Raw genomic sequence first — 17407 nt, forward strand, 5'->3', positions numbered from 1 at the left:
GCTCACAGCCCCACGCGGGCCAGCACCGCCTCGAATAGCGTCACATCGCCGGTGCGTGCCGAAACCGGCCCCAGCCCGCCGCATTCCAGGCACCGCGCCTGGATGCCGCCGCCCATCGCCAGCCGGCGAACGTCGCCCACGGCCTTCGCCAGCACCTGCCGCTGCTCCCAAGCGATCCGCGCCAGCACGTCGGTCGGCGCCGCCGCATCGTCCTCCTCGCTGCCGATCTGCCGCGCCAGCTGCGCGGCCCAGCTCGGCTTCTTCTCCAGATACACCGGCTTCGCCTTGGCCGGATCCAGCTTCGCCCGGCGCGCGGCCTCGGCAATCGCATCGTTCACCGTGCCGAACCGGTCGACGAGGCCGATCTGCCGCGCGGTGCCGCCAGTCCACACCCGGCCCTGCGCGATCTCGTTCGCCCGCGCGACCGGCATCTTCCGCGATTGCGACACATAGGCCAGGAACCGCGAATAGCCGTGCTCGACGGTTGACTGGATCATCGCATTCGCTTCGGCGTCGATCCCGCCCAGCACGTCGGGCTGGCCGGCGAGCGGCGTCAGCTTCACGCCGTCGGTGGTCACGCCGATCTTGGCCAGCGTGTTCTCGAACGTCGGGATGATGCCGAAAATGCCGATCGATCCGGTGATCGTCCCCGGCTCGGCAAAGATCACGTCAGCGGGCGTCGACACCCAATAGCCGCCGGACGCCGCCAGCCCGCCCATCGAGACGACGATCGGCAGCCCCTGCCGCTTCGCCTCCATCAGTGCGACGCGGATCTTCTCCGACGCGGTCACCGAACCGCCCGGCGAATCGACCCGAACCACCAGCGCCTTCAGGTTCTTCTGCGCCAGCCCGTCATAGATGTACTTGGCGATCGTATCGCCGCCCGCGGTGCCAGGGCCCGCCTTGCCATCGACGATCTCGCCGGCGACCGTGACGACGCCCACCTCGCCCTTCGCCGGCAGCGGATCGGCGTTGATATAGGCGTCGAGTTTGATCTGCTTGTACCAGTTAACCGGCTTGCCCGTTTCCGTGCCCGCGATCTTCGCCACGCGCTGGTTGAACGCCAGCCGATCGCCCAGCTTGTCGACCAGGCCGGTCGCCAGGTTCGCCTGGCCGATGTCGCCGTTCGCCTGGCGCACCAGCTTGTCCGGCACTGTGAGCCAGTCGGCGTACTTCGCCTTCGGCCGATGCTTGGCGATCGCTTCCTTCCACTGTTCGAACAGGTTGCCGTACAGCGCCAGCGACGCCTCGCGCGATTCGGGGCTCTCGTCGGTGCGGGTATAGGGCTCGACCGCCGATTTGAACTTGCCCACGCGATAGACGTGGGTGGTGACGCCCAGCTTGTCGATCAGCCCCTTGTAGTAAAGCTGCGTGCCGCCCGGGCCACGGAAATAGGTGCCGCCCAGCGGATCCATCCAGATCTCGCTCGCCGCAGCCGCCAGCCGGTATCCGCCGTCGGTATAGCCGGTGGCATAGGCCAGCACCGGCTTGCCCGCCTGCCGCACCTGCGCCAGCGCATCGGCCACCTCGCCCAGCGTCGCCGGATAGGCGCCGCCGAAGCGATCGAGATCCAGCACGATCGCCTTCACCCGGTTGTCGTCCTTCGCCTTGTTGATCGCGCGGACCACGTCGCGGAGGCGATATTGCTGGCCGATCTCCTGGCCGGTCGCAAAGGCGAGCGGCGGGGTTTCCTCCGGCTGCTCGACGATCGGGCCGGCAAAATCCAGCACCAGCGCGCCGTCCTTGATGGCGGCAGGCGACTGGCGGCTGTTCAGCGCCGCGAACAGCAGGCCGAAGAACAGCAGCATCGCCACCAGCACCAGCGCGTCCTTGATGCCGACCAGCAGTTTCCACGCGCCGCGAACCAGTTTCATCCAGAATTCCTGCCTTGCCGCCGACTGGTCTAGCCGATGGTGTATGACATCAACAATACGGCCGGCGCGCCGTCAATCCGCAACGAACGCGTTGACTGTCCTGTCCTTGCGCACTTTGTCGCCTGCGAAGATCGTGCCGTTCATCGCGATCCACACGCCCGCCGGTGCCACCTGCGCCGCGGCGAAGGCCATGCCCAGGTTGAAGGTCGCGTCGCTTTCCGCAAAGCGCGCCGGCGCCAGTGCGCCGACCAGCACGATCGTCTTGTCCGCGATGCCGGCCAGCGCCTGCGCGGTCCCGGTCATCGTATCGGTGCCATGGGTGATCACGATGTGCCGCTCCGGCGCCTCGCGCACCGCGGCGGCGATCGCGGCGCGATCGTCGTCGGTCAGCTCCAGGCTGTCCTTGCGCATCAGCTCGACGCGCCGATAGGGCAGCGTCACCCGCGCGGTCTGCAGCAGCCGGTCAACCACGCTGTCGCCGATCTGGTACGTGCTCAGCGCGTCGAAATAGAGTTTGTCGATCGTCCCACCGGTGGTGAGGATCAGCACTTCCGCCACGCGCGGCTCCGTCGTTACCCGTCAAAGCCGCGCCATAGCCGACCATCGGCTACCGATGAAACGCCATTATCGTGCGTTTCCGGCCGGATCGCTCACGCGGCATAGCGCCGGATGTGCGCCCGCGCCGTCCCATCGCCCTGCGCCAGCACCCGCGCGCGGCGGAAGAATCCACCCAGCCGAAGCTCGGCCGTCAGCCCCATCGCGCCATGGATCTGCACCGCGCCCTCGCCCACGATGCGTGCCGCATCGTCGCACACCACGCGCGCTGCGGAAACGGCGCGCGTGCGGTCCTCGCCCTCCATCGCGTCGATCGCCACGCCAGTGATGGCATCGGCCTGCTCCAGGATCATCGCCATGTCCGCCATGCGGTGGCGCAGCGCCTGGAAGCTCGCGATCGCGACGCCGAACTGGCGGCGCTCCTTGGAGAAGGTCGCCGCGTCGCGCAGCATCGTGCGGCACAGGCCGACAATCTCGGCGCAATGCAGCACCGTCAGCGCATCCTCCGCCCAGCCGCGGCGATCCGCGTCATTGGCCAGCGCCAGCGCCGCTCCGGGCGTATCGGCGCGCGGGCCATTGCCGCCGCGCGCGCCAAGCCGCGTCGCTGCCCAATGCTCCGCCCAGGGCAGGATGACATTGGCACGCCCGAAGGCCGCCGCGACCACGGCCGCATCGCGCAGCTCGGTGCCAAGCCCGCCTTCGTCGTCCGCCACGCCAAGCCCGTCGAGCCCGGCCGCGACCACGGTGCGGTTCCAGTCGGCCCCGCCATCGGCCAGCGAGGCGTCCAGGCTCTCGGCTAGCATCCGCTGTTCATCGCTGCGTGCAAAGCTCATCAATTCACCCTCCGATCGAGTCCGGCCCAGAATGGTTCGCGCAGCGTCCGGCGCAGGATCTTGCCGGACGGGTTACGCGGCAGCGCCTCGATGAAGTCGACGCTCTTGGGGCATTTGAAGCCGGCGATCCGCTCGCGGGCGTGGCCGATGATTGCTGCCTCGTCCGCTTCTGCGCCGGGCTTCAGCACCACCATCGCCTTCACCGCCTCGCCCCATTTCGGGTCCGGCACGCCGATCACCGCGACGTCCGCCACCGCCGGGTGGCCGTAGATCGCGCTCTCCACCTCCGCGGGATAGACGTTCTCCGCGCCGGTGATGATCATGTCCTTGATGCGGTCCTGGATGTGGAGATAACCCTCCTCGTCGAGGATCCCCGCGTCGCCGGTGCGCAGCCAGCCGTCGCCGATCAGCGCCTTCGCGCTTTCCTCGGGCTTGTTCCAATAGCCGCGCGTATTGTTCGGGCTGCGGATCGCGACTTCGCCGATCTCGCCCGGCGGCAGATCATTTCCGTTCTCGTCCAGGATCCTGATCTCGACGCCCGGCAGCGGCTTGCCCGCCGCCGTCATTTTGTGCTCGCGCCCGGGCAGGTGATCCTCGGGCGGCAGCGCGACGATCGATCCCCACGTCTCGGTCATGCCATAGACCTGCACGAAGCCGCAGCCGATCCGTGCCACCGCCTGCTGAAGCAGCGGCAGGGGAATCGGGCTCGCTCCGTAGGACAGCGTCTCGATCGACGAGAAATCGGCCGTCGCCGCCTTGGGATGCTGCAACATCAGGCCGATCGCAGCGGGAACCAGGAACAGCCGCCGCACGCGGTGCGCGGCGATCGCGTCCATCACGTCGCCGGCATCATATTCGGCATGGATGATCAGTTCCTGTCCACTGTTCACCGCGCCCAGCGCCACGCCGACACCGCCGATATGGCCATACGGCATGGCGATGATCGTCGCGTCGCCCGGCTCGGCCAGCAGCCAGTCGATCCCCGCCTCGATCTGCGCCCGGCGCTGGCGGATGCCGTTCGCGTGGCTCAGCATCACGCCCTTCGGCGCGCCCGTGGTGCCGGACGTGTAAAGCTGCAGGACGACATCGTCCTCGGTGACCGTGACGGGTGGCGGCGCATCGCTTTGCGCGTCGCGCCAGCGGGCAAAGCCCTCGTCCAGCACGATCGTCTCGGCGATGCCATAATCGCGCGAAAAAGCGGGCTCGACGAACAGCACCGCGGCAGCCGCATCACGCAGGATCCCGTCGATCTCGGCCGGCGCCAGCCGCCAGATCACCGGCACCAGCGCCATGCCGGCGCGCGCCACGCCCAGTGCCAGTTCCACCGCCCAGTCACTGTTCTTGCCGACATAAGCGATGCGGTCGCCCTTCTGCAGGCCCATCGCGATCAGGCCGTTGGCGATCTGGCTCGCATGCCGGTCGAAGGTGGCATAATCAGTGACGCGATCCTCAAACCGCAGCGCCACCTGCGACGGCCGCTCTGCCGCATGCCGCGCCAGCGCCTCGCCGAATGTCGGCGGAAGATCCGTCATCTGCCCTCTCCCTCGCTTTTGTCGCAGGCCTTTAGCCTTGCGATCCTACCCTCGCGCTACTGGCAAGCCTGCCAGCCGCGCCAGCGATTGCAAGGGGCGCCGGCGCGGCGGGCAGGCCGCGCCAATACCTTTGAAGGGGAGCGGCGCGGCCCGGGCAGGCCGCGCCAGTACCTTCCAAGCGGAGCGGCGCGCCCCGAGCGGGCCGCGCCGCCGGGCCTGTCAGCCCCGCATGGTCGCGATGTCGATGACGAAGCGGTACTTCACGTCGCTGCGCAGCATCCGCTCATATGCCGCGTCGATCTCCTGCGCGGCGATCATCTCGATCTCGGAGACGATCCCGTGCTCGGCACAGAAATCGAGCATCTCCTGCGTCTCGGCGATGCCGCCGATCAGCGAGCCGGCGATATGCCGGCGCTTGAAGATCAGCGCCGATACGTCCGGCGACGGATGCGCATGCTCCGGCACGCCGACCAGCGTCAGCGTCCCCTCGCGCTTCAGCAGCGCGGTGAACGCGTCGAGGTTGTGGCTTGCCGCCACCGTATCCAGGATGAAGTCGAAGCTGTTCTCGTGCGCTGCCATCTCGTCGGGGTTGCGCGACACGACCACCTCGTCCGCACCCAGCGCCAGCGCATCCGCGCGCTTGCTCTCGGACGTGGTGAAGGCAACCACATGCGCGCCCAGCGCATGCGCCAGCTTCACGCCCATATGGCCAAGCCCGCCGATCCCGACGATGCCCACCTTCTTGCCCGGGCCGACATTCCAGTGGCGCAGCGGCGACCAGGTGGTGATGCCGGCGCACAGCAGCGGCGCGACGGCGGCCAGTTGATCCTCCGAATGGCGCACCTTCAGCACGAACTTGTCGCTGACGACGATCGATTGCGAATAGCCGCCCAGCGTGTGGCCCGGTGCATCCGGCGTCGGCGAATTATAGGTGCCGGTGAAGCCGTTCTCGCAATATTGCTCCACGCCCTCGGCGCACGAATGGCAATGCTGGCAGCTGTCGACCATGCAGCCGACGCCCACCACGTCGCCCACCACGAATTTCGTCACGTCGCTGCCGACGGCGCTGACACGCCCGACGATCTCGTGGCCCGGCACGCAAGGGTAGATCGTGCCGCTCCATTCCGACCGGATCTGGTGCAGGTCCGAATGGCAGACGCCGCAATATGCGATATCGATCTGCACGTCGTTCGGGCCGGGGGTGCGGCGCTCGATCGTGATCGGCTCGACGGGCTTGTCGGCGGCATAGGCGCCATAGGCCATGACGGTCATGGGCAGGTTCCTCCTTCTGAAATGGATCGGGCGGCCGGATCGGCCATGTCCCGAGGTCTTGGTCGGCTGCCGCTTCTCAGCGGCCCGCCTTCCTCGCGACGCCCAGATAGCGATGGCGGACCCCGTCGATTAGCCGCTATGATCTGCACGTGGTTGTGAACACAGCTCAGCAATGAACCGGCAGCATCTGGCAGAGCTTTCCGCCTTCCTCGCGGTTGGCCGCGAACGCAGCTTTACCCGTGCGGCGGCGCAGCTCGGCGTCACGCCCTCGGCGCTCAGCCACAGCATGCGCGCGCTGGAGGAGCGGCTCGGCGTCCGCCTGCTCAACCGCACCACCCGCAGCGTCACCCCGACCGAGGCGGGCGAGCGCCTGCTCCTGTCGCTCGCGCCGCGCTTCGCGGAGATCGAGGCGGAAGTCGCCGCGCTCAGCGCCTGGCGCGACAAGCCCGCCGGCACGGTGCGGATCAGCGCGGACGAAAACTCCTTCACCACCGTCCTCTGGCCGCGCCTGGCCCCGCTGCTGCGCGACTATCCCGACATCCATGTCGAGATCGCGACCGACTATCGCCTCACCGACATCGTGGCCGAGCGCTTCGATGCCGGCGTTCGCTTTGGGGAGATCATCGCCGGGGACATGATCGCCGTGCCGATCGGCCCGGACGAGCGGATGGTGGCCATCGCCTCCCCCGCCTATCTCGACGTGCACGGCCGCCCTGAGACGCTGGAGGCGCTCACCGCCCACCAGTGCATCAACCTTCGTCTTCCCACCTATGGCGGGCTCTACGCTTGGGAATTCGAGGAGGACGGCCGCGAACGCAAGGTGCGGGTCGAAGGCCAGCTGACCTTCTCGTCGGTCTTCTCGATCATGATGGCGGCCGTGCAAGGTTTCGGCATCGGCTATCTGCCGCAGGCCCTGGTGCAGCGTCACCTCGACAGCGGCGCGCTCGAAATCGTGCTGTCCCGCTACTCGCCGGCCTTCCCCGGCTACCATCTCTATTATCCCAGCCGACGCCAGCCGACGCCGGCATTCGCCCTCGTGCTCGAGGCATTGCGCTACCGCGGATAGGGAACTGCCATCCGCCAGCGACATTCCCGGTAAAGGAGACGCGGGCGATGGAGCGAGAGCGATGCCAAGCACCCGGATCGACCTGGTCGTCGGCACCTATAGGCGCCTTGGCGGGCGCGGCCTGATCCCGCTCACCTACGATCCCGCCGCTGACCGCTGGACACTCGGAGAGCCTGCCCCGATCACCAACGCCTCCTTCGGCGTCCATTCGGCCCGCCACAAGCTTCACTATTTCGTCGAGGAAGCGGACGTGGGGCGCGTCTCGAGTCACGCCGGGCCGCCGCTCGGCTGGCATCGCACCGCCCGCGTTCCAACAGAGGGCGCAGCGCCCTGCCACCTTGCGCTCAACCCCGCCCAGGATCGCCTCGCCGTCGCTAATTACGAAAGCGGCAGCGTCGGGCTCTTCCGGCTCGCCGAGGACGGCACGCCGATCACGCCGCCGGCCCTGTGCCAGTTGATTGGATCAGGGCCGAACCGCGAGCGGCAGGAACATTCGCACGCGCATTGGGTCGGGTTCGACGGCACAGGTCAGCGGCTTCACTGCGTTGATCTCGGCGGCGATCGCATCATTGGCTTTTCGCTGACCAACGACGACCTTTCCGAACCATTCGTCGCCTATCGTGCGCCATCCGGCACCGGTCCGCGCCATCTCGCCTACCGCCCTGGTACGCCCTTCGCGCTCCTGATCAGCGAACTCGCCTCGACGCTCACCGAGCTGCGCCTTGCCGAAGACGGCACTTTCGCGCCCCTGCACACCGTCTCCACCCTGCCCGCCGACGATCCCGACAGCCTCGGCGGCGCCATCGCGATCAACCGCGCCGGCACCTGCGTCTACGTCACCAATCGCGGCCATGACAGCATTGCGGTCTTCTCCCTCGACGGCGCCGAGCTTCGCCTCCTCCAGCACGTGCCAAGCGCTGGCGCCTCGCCGCGCCACATCCTGCTGCTGGAAGCGGCCGCGCGCCTGCTCGTCGCCAACGAGGAGGGCGGCACCGTCGCCGCCTTCGCGATCGAGGCGGACGGGCGACTTACGCCACATCCGCAAGTGATTTAAATTCCGGGCGCCGTCTTCCTGGCCGAGGTATAGGACCAGCGCGTCCGCCGCCGGCTTAGTCCATCGTGATGGCCACGAAGACCGCGCCGGTCTCTTCCTTGCGCTGCGCGGTATCGAACGCCTCGTTGATCCGATCGAGCGGGAAACGGTGCGTGATCATCTTCTTCACGTCGATCCGCCCCTTCGCGATCAGGTCCAGCACCATGCCCTGCTCGCGATAGATGTCGTGCATCGCGAAGCTTGCGCTCAGGATCAGTTGCACCTCGCTCATCTGCAGCCGCTGCCATTCGAGCGGGATCGACGTCTCGCCATCGTCGAACCCGCCCACGATCACCACCTTGCCGGCCCGCCGCACCATCCTGGTCGCTTGCGGCAGCGTGCGCGGCATCATCTCGCCGCCGACGCACTCGAACACGATGTCCGCGCCGCGCCCGCCGGTGAATGCCTTCACGCGCTCGACCGGATCCTCATTCGCGCTGTTGACCACCGCATCGGCGCCAAGCGCCTTCGCCAGCGCCAGCGCACTGTCGACCACATCGCAGATGATCACGTCGGCGCCGCTCGCCTTGGCCAGCATCATCTGCCCAAGGCCGATCGGCCCGGCACCGATCACCGCCACCTTGTCATTGATGCCAAGCCCCGACAGATGCTGGGCGTGCAAGCAGACCGAGAAAGTGTCGATCAGCGACGCTTCCTCGAAGCTGACGTGATCGGGCAGGCGATAGAATTTCTCGGCCGGCCCGACGACATATTCCGCATAGGCGCGCGATACATATTGCGTGCGCACGTCGTACAGATGCTCGCAGACATTGTAGCGCTGGATGCGGCAATAGTCGCACACGCCGTCGCCCATCACCGTCTCGATCACCACACGGTCGCCGGGACGGACGTTCGTCACGTCCTCGCCCACCTCCACCACCTCGCCGGCCAGTTCGTGGCCCATGATGTGGCATTCGAGCTCCGGCTCGTGCTTCTTCCAGTGGCGCAGATCCGTGCCGCAGATGCCGGCGACGCGAACGCGCGCCAGCACGAAGTTCGAGGCAGGGATGATCGGGCGCTCCGTCTCGGTGACGTCGAAAGTCCCCTCGGCCGTTTTCAGCGCGGCTTTCATTGCAGCATTGCTCCTGCGCGTTCAGCTGGTCTTCTGCACCCGCGGCTCGATGCGCAGGTCCACCACATCGGTGCGCGGTGAGCGGGTGAGTACCCAGACGATCGCATCGGCCACTTCCTCCGCATGGAGCATCTGGTCGTTCGCCACCGCCGCGCGTTTCTCTTCCTCGCTGCACTCCTGCATGTCGGTTTCGACTGACCCGGGCTGCACGACGCTGACCTTGATGTTCATGCCGGCCACTTCCTTGCGCAGCGTCTCGGCAAAGGCCTGCACGCCCGCCTTGGTGGCCGAATAGACGCTTTCGCCCTCGGCCTTGATCTCGGTACTGATCGATCCGACGAACAGCAGGTGCCCGCCGCCGTGCGGCTCCATCCGCTTGATCGCCGCGCGCGCGGCGGAAAGGTAGCCGATCAGATTGGCCTCGATCACGTAGCGCCAGTCGTCCTCCTCCATCTCGTGGATCGGGTCCGCGCCGAGCGCTGCGCTGGCGACCAGCATGTCGATCCCGCCCAGCTTCTGGTCGACCGCGGCGAACACCTTCTCGATCCCCTCGCGCGTCGCGGCATCCGCCGTCAGGCCGATCGCCTCGCCCGTGCTGCTGCCCTCCCGGGCATAGGCCAGCGCATCCGCGAGGCTCTTCTCGTGCCGGCCGAAGGTGAGCACGCGCGCGCCCGCGCCGACCAGCAGCGCCAGCGTCTCGCGGCCGATCCCGGTCGTCCCACCGGTAAGGAGTATCCGCTTTCCCTGCAGCGAGGTTCGTCTCACGGTCATTACGCTACTCCCAGATCAGGATCACCCGGCCGTTCGCCGGCACGTGGAAATCGAAGCGGTCTTTTTCGGTGCCGAATGGACGGATCACATCGCCCAGCGCGGTCATCACCTTCACCGGGGGCAGCTTGCGCCGTTTCAGCCGGACGATGCTGAGCAGGGCAACGCAGGCGTCTCCCCCGTCCAGCGTCAGTGCCAAGCTCTTGTCGGCGGTCCGCTCGGTGGCCCCCAGGAAGTGATCGCAATAAAGCTGGAACGGCGCGCCCTCGATCAGGTGGAACGCGCGCGTCGCGAAGACGAAGGCCGCGCCAGCGCCATACACTTCCTGCCCGACCTGCCCCGCTTCCTGGCCATCAGGGGTACAGATCCTCCACCGGGAAGGACAATTTGACGTCGATATGCCCGTTGCTGTCCCGCTGCTCGTCGGCAAGCGTGTCGCGCGGCAGGGCGTCGGGATAATAATACCAGGCGCGGTACAGTACGTAGCGGCAATATTCGGACACCAGCATCCGCACCGACGGATCCAGTTCAGGGCCGCTGCTCTTCAGGAAGCGCTCGAACGCCAGGAACGTCTCGAAACATTCGTACATCGCCATGTACGGCGCGTCCTGCAGGCACGTCACCGCCATGAAGTTCGAATAATGCCGGGCGTGGCCGATCTCGCTCTCCCACAATTGCGCGTTGTGGAAGAAGCTCGCCAGGAACACATAGGCCTGGTCGCGATAGACTTCCTCGTTGGTCACCCGCCACAGCCGCATGCAGGCGGCCGCGCCCCAGGCCGTCAGGTTCGCCTGGTAGTTGAGGTTGAAGCGCAGCCCCATGGCGGCATCCAGCGCCTTGCGCGCTTCGCTGAGGAACCACTCCTCCTCGCTCAGCTCGAACGCCTGCAGCATCACCCAGGCATAGATGCCGGCAACATCCGTCTGCCCGCGGTGGTCGACGGGCGCCGTCTTGGTGATCACCGAAAAGTCGGTGACGTCATACTGGATCGGCCACGTGTAGTTGAAGTGATGGGCGGCCTTGATCCCGAAGTCGATCGAATCGAAGAACAGCTTGCGCGCCTGTTCGTCGCCCGCCAGCGCCAGGTTCGAAAGGTTGAGCAGCGGGTGATAGAGGTACCAGCTGTCGACCTCGTTCGCGTCCTTGTCCTTGCCGACATTGGGCAGGTAACGCCGGATCGTCTTCAGCTTCGCGTCGTAGAATTTCGCGAGCCCCGCGGTCAGCTCGCGCTCCAGCGGGTGCGGCTCCCCGCGCCACGCGCCCCAGTCGTGGATGGCGGCGGCCACCGACAGCTGCACCATGCTGTCCGGGTATTCGCTCGCGGTATAGGGGTGCAGGTAGCGATGGCCATAATGCCGGATGGTCGCTTCCGGCGCTTCATCGAGGTCGCGCAACGTTCGCTCGGATCGCGCAACCCAGTCGCGATAGGTAGTGCCGGGCAATTCGAGCGTCCGATAGACCGCGCCCAGCATCTGCAGGAACTGCCGCGCGGAGCCGCGTTCGTCTTCCGGCGGATCGGAACGGAACACCAGGATCGCATCCGATAGCGTGACCTCCACGCCGGCCGGCAAAGGATGCTCCGCGTCCGTCGCCGGCGGCATGAGATAGCCAAGCTCCGGCCAGCTCCCGCCCACCGTTTCGACGGGGTCGGTGCCCGTGGCAGTGAAATAGCCGTTCAGCGCCGTGAAGTTCTGGAAGTACAGCACCCGGCCGAACGCCGGCTCGTGGATATGGAAATACAGGAGCCCGCTGTTCGGTCCGCGCTGCTGCGCCTCCACCTTGCCGACGGCGCCGAGGGGATCATCCTCCGCATCCAGCGGGTAAAGGTCGCGTGGCGTATAAGGCAGGATGATCGGTGCCGCCGGGGTGAAAAGGGTGGTCACCCGCAGGTTGTCCAGCGCTGCGCCGCACGCCTTCACCGTCACGCGGTGGGTGCCAAGCAGGCTGGTGATCTCGAACTCCACCGCCTGCGCATCGCTCGGCTGCGTCTTGGCATACTCAAAGGCGCCGCCGAGATACGCCGCCCGTACGGCCAAGCCGCCATGCCCCGCCCGGCGCACGATCACCCACACCGAATCGTCCGCGGCGCGCGCTTCGACGGATAGCTCCCCCAGGCGAAGTGTCCCGATGCGCTTGCCCAATCCGTGCGACGCGGCTTCACGGAACGCGAGGAGCGAAGGGGTCTCTGCATTCAGGTCAGGTGGCAGGATGTCGGTGGTCAATGCGCATGCCCTCGAAGCCATGTCCGATCTGATCGAAATCTGATCACGGCCTCAGGGTTCCGCCGTTTCAGCTGGCTCGTGACTCAGGTTAAGAAGATTGTTCCGCTCGCGTTGCGGACTTGTCTCCTGAGCCCACTGTCCGCGGCACTTCGTCGCAAGTCATTGAATTTGCGCCCGCACTCCCCACATCCGCTTCACTGTTCAACAACGGAAAGGAGGTGGTCGAATGTCTCATTGTCTCACGCCGCTGACGGCAACGCTGATGGGTGCGACTTCCACCGCGGGGGTCCTCGCCTGACGACGGCCGTCACTGGCTGACAATGGAAGGGCCGCTCCCGCAAAGGAGCGGCCCTTCGTGTTTCGGGCAACGCTCCTTGGTCGCTTTACTGGCGCCGACACGCTAAGCGGCTGGCATGCATTTCCTCGATCAAGCAAAGATCTTCGTTCGCTCCGGCGCCGGTGGCCCCGGGGCGGTCAGTTTCCGACGTGAAAAGTTCATCGAATATGGCGGCCCGGACGGCGGTAACGGCGGCAAGGGCGGCGACGTCATCTTCGAAGCAGTGGCCGGCCTGAACACGCTGATCGACTTTCGCTACACCCAGCATTTCCGGGCCGAGCGCGGCCACGGCGGGGCAGGCTCGAACCGCACCGGCGCCGGCGGCGAGGATCTGGTGATCAAGGTGCCGGTCGGCACCCAGGTGCTCGCCGATGACGAGGAGCGCACCCTGCTGCTTGATCTGGTCGAGGTCGGCCAACGCGAGGTGTTCCTGCGCGGCGGCGACGGCGGCCGCGGCAACGCGAGCTACAAGACCTCCACCAATCGTGCGCCGCGCCAGCACGGCACGGGCTGGCCGCACGAGGAAGCCTGGGTGTGGCTGCGCCTGAAGTTGCTCGCCGACGCCGGGCTCGTCGGCCTGCCGAACGCCGGCAAGTCGACCTTCATCAACGCGGTGACCAACGCGCAGGCGAAGGTCGGCGCCTATGCCTTCACCACCACTCGCCCGCAGCTCGGCGTGGTGCGGCACAAGGGCCAGGAGTTCGTCGTCGCGGACATCCCCGGTCTGATCGAGGGCGCCGCCGAAGGTGCCGGTATCGGCGATCGCTTCCTTGGCCATATCGAGCGCTGCCGCGTCCTGCTGCACCTCGTCGACGCCAATGACGCCGACGTGGCGGAGAGCTACCGCATCGTCCGCGACGAGCTCATGGCCTACGGTGGCGGGCTGGAAGACAAGCCGGTCGTCGTCGCGCTGAACAAGATCGACACGCTCGACGACGAGCTGATCGAGGCCCTCTCAGCCGAGCTTCAGGAAGCCAGCGGCGCCGAAGTGATCCCGATCTCCGGCGCCAGCGGCACCGGGGTCGACTGGGTACTCGACAAGCTGCTGGAGGCGATCGGCCCCGATCACGCCCGCGTCTCGGAAGATGACGAGGGCGAGGAACCGGTGGAGTGGTCTCCGGTCTGAACCGCAGCGCCCGCGCCCGCCGGTGGCTTGCACCGGCGGCAGCGGCAGCGTGCCTGGCGGCGCTCGCCTTCGTAGCGCCGCGACTCGCGCTTCTCGGCGCGATCCTCCTCTCGATCTGGTGGGTCGCACGGCGGGACGATGGCGTCGGCACCTGGGGCGTGCTCTACGTGCTCCTGCTGATGATCGCTGCAGTGCTCGCGCTGCTGGTCGCCGGCCTTGCGCTGATCCATCGGCTGCTCGGCGGCTGAGCGCCCGGCTTGGCAAGCCACGGCGGCCGGCCTAGGTCGCCGCCATGGCCGTCCGCTCCCTGTTCCCGACCCTCTTCTACGAGGAATCGCTCAACGATGCCGCGCTGCTCGAGGAGCTGGAAGCGTCGGTTCGCGCCTTCGCCATCGAGGATACCGCCGGCAAGCGCTGGTCGAAGGAGCACGGCTATCGCGGCTACACCTCCTATGCTTCTCTCGACGATCTGCCGCAGCGTGATCCCGCTTTTGCGGATCTGAAGCGCCACCTCGATCGGCACGTTGCGCGCTTCGCCGCCGAGTGCGGCTTCCAGCTGGGCGGGCGCAAGCTGAAGCTCGACAGCCTGTGGGTGAACCTCCTGAAGCCGGGCGGCGCGCATTCGGGGCACATCCACCCGCACAGCGTCGTCTCCGGCACCTTCTACGTCAGCGTGCCACCGGGCGCCGGCGTGCTCCGGCTCGAGGATCCCCGGCTCGGCCTGATGATGGCCGCTCCGCCACGCGACGCCACCTTCGTCCATGCGGAACCTCGCCCCGGCACGATCTTCCTGTGGGAAAGCTGGCTGCGCCACGAAGTGATGCCGAGCAGCGCGAAGGAAGATCGGATCAGCGTCAGCTTCAACTATCGCTGGTAGTCTTGGCGGTCAGGGTGGCTTCCGGCGCGCCGCCGCATTAAGGCCGCCGCCACACCTAATCTCAAGGATCTGACATGGGTTTCCGCTGCGGCATCGTGGGCCTGCCCAATGTGGGCAAGTCCACTCTCTTCAACGCGCTGACCGAAACGGCCGCGGCGCAGGCGGCGAATTATCCGTTCTGCACGATCGAGCCGAACGTCGGCAACGTCGGCGTCCCCGATCCCCGGCTGCAGAAGCTCGCCGCCGTCGCCAAGTCCGCCAAGATCATCGAGACTCAGCTCGCCTTCGTCGACATCGCCGGTCTGGTGCGCGGCGCCTCCAAGGGCGAGGGCCTGGGCAACCAGTTCCTCGGCAACATCCGCGAGGTGGACGCGATCGTCCATGTCCTGCGCTGCTTCGAGGATGGCGACGTCACCCACGTCGAGGGCAAGGTCGATCCGATCGCCGATGCCGAGACGGTCGAGACCGAGCTGATGCTGTCCGACCTCGAAAGCCTCGAAAAGCGCGTGCCCAACCTCATCAAGAAGGGCCAGCAGGGCGACAAGGAGGCCAAGATCGGCGCCAGCGTGCTGGGCCAGGCGCTCGAGCTGCTGCGCGACGGCAAGCCCGCGCGCCTCACCAAGCCCAAGGATGCCGAGGAGGAGCGCGTCTTCGCACAGGCGCAGCTGATCACCGCCAAGCCGGTGCTCTACGTCTGCAACGTCGATGAGGCGCATGCCGCCGACGGCAACGAGCTGTCCGCGCGCGTCTTTGCCAAGGCCGCGGCCGAGGGCGCCGAGGCGGTCGTCGTCTCCGCCGCGATCGAGGCGGAGATCGCCACCATGCCGGTCGAGGACCGCGGCGAGTTCCTGTCCGAGCTGGGGCTGGAGGAAACCGGCCTCGCCCGCGTGATTCGCGCCGGGTACAAGCTGCTCCACCTCCTCACCTTCTTCACCGTCGGCCCGAAGGAAGCGCGCGCCTGGACGATCCCGGCGGGATCGAAGGCGCCGCAGGCTGCGGGCGCGATCCACAGCGATTTCGAACGCGGCTTCATCCGCGCCGAAACGATCGCCTTTGACGATTATGTCGCCTGTGGCGGCGAGGCCGGCGCGCGTGAGGCGGGCAAGCTGCGACAAGAGGGCAAGGAATATGTCGTCCAGGACGGCGACGTGATGCTCTTCCGCTTCAACGTCTGATCAGACAAAAAGCCGCCGGTAGCCTCGATGCTCCCGGCGGTTTTTTCTAATCCGACCAGCATTCGGCGCTACGACGCGCCGAGGCTTCCTCAGCCCTCCAGCTCGCGCATCAGCGTACGCACCGCGCCATCGACGTCGCGATCGCTGTCGCGCAGTTCCTCGATTCGGCGCACGGCATGGATCACGGTCGAATGGTCGCGCCCCCCGAACTTGCGGCCGATCTCCGGCAGCGACCGCGTGGTCAGCCGCTTGGCGAGGTACATCGCGATCTGCCGCGGCCGTGCCACCGCCCGCGCGCGCCGCGCCGAGACGAGGTCGACCGGCTTCAGGTCGAAATGCGCCGAAACCAGCTTCTGGATTTCGTCGATCGTCACCCGCCGCTGCGCCCCGCGCAGCACGTCACCCAGCGTCGCCACCGCAAAGTCAAGGTCGATCGTCTCGCCGGTCAGCTGCGCATAAGCGACGACCCGGTTAAGCGCGCCTTCCAGCTCGCGGATGCTGCCCGTGATCCGCCCGGCCAGCAGGTCGAGCACATTGGCCGGGACTCGGGCGCCCGGCAGGTCGGCGAGCTTGCGTTGCAGGATCGTGCGGCGAAGCTCCAGCGACGGCGCCTTGATGTCGGCGACGAGGCCGATCGCCATGCGACCGACGATCCGCTGCTCGATTCCGTCGAGCGCCTGCGGGCAGCGATCGGCGGAAATCACCAGCCGCTTGCCTGCGGCCATGATCTCGTTGACGGTGTGGAAGAATTCTTCCTGGGTCGCGTCCTTGCCGGCGATGAACTGAAGGTCGTCGATCAGCAGCAGGTCCGCCGAGCGCAGCCGCGCCTTGAAGGCATAGGTGTCCCGCGCCCGCAGCGCCGAGACGAAGTCGAACATGAAGCGTTCGGCCGACATGGCGATCACCCGCGCCCCCGGCACGGCCGCGAGATAGGCGTGGCCGATGGCGTGCATCAGGTGCGTCTTGCCGAGGCCGGTGCCGGAATGAAGGAACAGCGGGCTGAACCGCACCGGGCCAGGCTCGGCCAGCGCGCGCGCGGCATTGAAGGCCACCTTGTTCGACGCGTCGACGACGAAGCGATCGAACGTCAGGCGCGGGTCGAGCACCGGCGCCTCATTCTCCGGCACGTCCGCGGCAGGCACGCTCGTCGGCGCCGCCAGGACGGCAGGGGCCGGCGCGGCGATCACCGCCGGCGCGGCGACCGCGCTCGCCGTCTCGATCGAGACGCCGCGCACCTGCGGCAGCACGGCACGAAACTCGTGCACCAGCCGCTCGGCGTAGTGATTGCGCACCCAGTTCGTCATGAACGCCGACGGCAGCGTCAGGCGGACATGCTCCATGTCGCCATTATCGTCGAGGACGATCGGCTTCAGCCACTGATCGAACAGCCGGCTGCCGGCGGATTCGCGCAGGTTGGCGCGCACACGCGCCCAAGCCCGTGCAATCTCGCTTCCTTCATCCGCCATTCGATACGATGACAACGGCACGCAGCTCTCCTCGGGCCGCGACGCAAGCGCGCAGCCACAGATCGACAACACAAAAAAGTCCCCCGATGTGGCCCCCGCCACGGTCGGTCACGACGCGGATTCGTTTGGGCGCGAAAGG

Annotated in this window: 16 protein-coding genes; 6 read left to right on the forward strand and 10 right to left on the reverse strand. The window is 67.2% G+C overall.

Annotated elements, in window-relative coordinates:
- Positions 1–2: 2 nt before the first annotated feature.
- From sppA to ACH0AE_RS12070, 5 genes are all read right to left on the reverse strand, one after another.
- Complete coding sequence (gene sppA / locus ACH0AE_RS12050; protein WP_294442822.1) at positions 3–1874, reverse strand: signal peptide peptidase SppA; 1872 nt, start codon at positions 1872–1874, stop codon at positions 3–5.
- Positions 1875–1946: 72 nt separating this feature from the next.
- The gene (locus tag ACH0AE_RS12055; protein WP_294442821.1) at positions 1947–2432 is read right to left on the reverse strand and encodes an asparaginase domain-containing protein; all 486 of its coding nucleotides are present in this window, start codon (positions 2430–2432) and stop codon (positions 1947–1949) included.
- A 92-nt stretch (positions 2433–2524) separates the two neighbouring features.
- Positions 2525–3262 carry an acyl-CoA dehydrogenase family protein gene (locus ACH0AE_RS12060; RefSeq protein WP_294442820.1) on the reverse strand — a complete coding sequence of 246 codons (738 nt, stop codon included), beginning with the start codon at positions 3260–3262 and terminating at the stop codon, positions 2525–2527.
- Entirely contained in the window at positions 3262–4794 is a 1533-nt protein-coding gene (locus tag ACH0AE_RS12065; protein WP_406875761.1) for a fatty acid--CoA ligase, read from the reverse strand. Before ACH0AE_RS12065 ends, ACH0AE_RS12060 begins: the two co-directional genes overlap by 1 nt.
- A gap of 219 nt (positions 4795–5013) precedes the next feature.
- Positions 5014–6066, reverse strand: coding sequence for an NAD(P)-dependent alcohol dehydrogenase (locus tag ACH0AE_RS12070; protein WP_294442818.1), 1053 nt, complete (start codon positions 6064–6066; stop codon positions 5014–5016).
- Positions 6067–6238: 172 nt separating this feature from the next.
- Here ACH0AE_RS12070 and ACH0AE_RS12075 point away from each other — a divergent pair, with 172 nt between their 5' ends.
- Entirely contained in the window at positions 6239–7132 is an 894-nt protein-coding gene (locus ACH0AE_RS12075) for a LysR family transcriptional regulator (protein WP_294442817.1), read from the forward strand.
- A gap of 61 nt (positions 7133–7193) precedes the next feature.
- Positions 7194–8186, forward strand: a complete 993-nt coding sequence (locus ACH0AE_RS12080) for a beta-propeller fold lactonase family protein (protein ID WP_294442816.1) — start codon at positions 7194–7196, stop codon at positions 8184–8186.
- A 55-nt stretch (positions 8187–8241) separates the two neighbouring features.
- On the opposite strand, the gene ACH0AE_RS12085 is transcribed toward ACH0AE_RS12080, so the two are convergent.
- The 4 genes from ACH0AE_RS12085 to ACH0AE_RS12100 are packed head-to-tail and all read right to left on the reverse strand — an operon-like array spanning position 8242 to position 12287.
- Positions 8242–9297 carry a zinc-binding dehydrogenase gene (locus ACH0AE_RS12085; protein ID WP_294442815.1) on the reverse strand — a complete coding sequence of 352 codons (1056 nt, stop codon included), beginning with the start codon at positions 9295–9297 and terminating at the stop codon, positions 8242–8244.
- A gap of 21 nt (positions 9298–9318) precedes the next feature.
- A complete protein-coding gene (locus tag ACH0AE_RS12090; protein ID WP_294442814.1) occupies positions 9319–10068 on the reverse strand; it encodes an SDR family oxidoreductase in 750 nt (249 codons plus the stop codon).
- A 4-nt stretch (positions 10069–10072) separates the two neighbouring features.
- Positions 10073–10387 carry a hypothetical protein gene (locus ACH0AE_RS12095; RefSeq protein ID WP_294442813.1) on the reverse strand — a complete coding sequence of 105 codons (315 nt, stop codon included), beginning with the start codon at positions 10385–10387 and terminating at the stop codon, positions 10073–10075.
- Positions 10388–10418: 31 nt separating this feature from the next.
- Entirely contained in the window at positions 10419–12287 is a 1869-nt protein-coding gene (locus ACH0AE_RS12100; protein WP_406875762.1) for a hypothetical protein, read from the reverse strand.
- Between the two features lie 413 nt (positions 12288–12700).
- Here ACH0AE_RS12100 and obgE point away from each other — a divergent pair, with 413 nt between their 5' ends.
- The 4 genes from obgE to ychF all read left to right on the forward strand — a co-directional run bounded on the left by obgE (position 12701) and on the right by ychF (position 15802).
- Entirely contained in the window at positions 12701–13750 is a 1050-nt protein-coding gene (gene obgE, locus ACH0AE_RS12105) for a GTPase ObgE (RefSeq protein ID WP_294442811.1), read from the forward strand.
- A complete protein-coding gene (locus ACH0AE_RS12110; protein WP_294442809.1) occupies positions 13735–13998 on the forward strand; it encodes a hypothetical protein in 264 nt (87 codons plus the stop codon). The genes obgE and ACH0AE_RS12110 overlap by 16 nt, the downstream gene beginning before the upstream one ends.
- Positions 13999–14042: 44 nt before the next feature.
- A complete protein-coding gene (locus tag ACH0AE_RS12115; protein WP_294442808.1) occupies positions 14043–14627 on the forward strand; it encodes a TIGR02466 family protein in 585 nt (194 codons plus the stop codon).
- 74 nt (positions 14628–14701) lie between these two features.
- Positions 14702–15802 carry a redox-regulated ATPase YchF gene (gene ychF / locus ACH0AE_RS12120; RefSeq protein ID WP_294442807.1) on the forward strand — a complete coding sequence of 367 codons (1101 nt, stop codon included), beginning with the start codon at positions 14702–14704 and terminating at the stop codon, positions 15800–15802.
- Between the two features lie 89 nt (positions 15803–15891).
- Here ychF and dnaA read toward each other — a convergent pair whose 3' ends face one another.
- On the reverse strand, positions 15892–17268 hold the full coding sequence (gene dnaA / locus ACH0AE_RS12125) for a chromosomal replication initiator protein DnaA (RefSeq protein ID WP_294442854.1): 1377 nt from the start codon (positions 17266–17268) through the stop codon (positions 15892–15894).
- Positions 17269–17407 lie beyond the last annotated feature (139 nt).

The organism is Sphingomonas sp. 179-A 2A2 NHS (assembly GCF_045371305.1).
In the GTDB taxonomy this organism is placed as follows: Bacteria; Pseudomonadota; Alphaproteobacteria; order Sphingomonadales; family Sphingomonadaceae; genus Sphingomonas.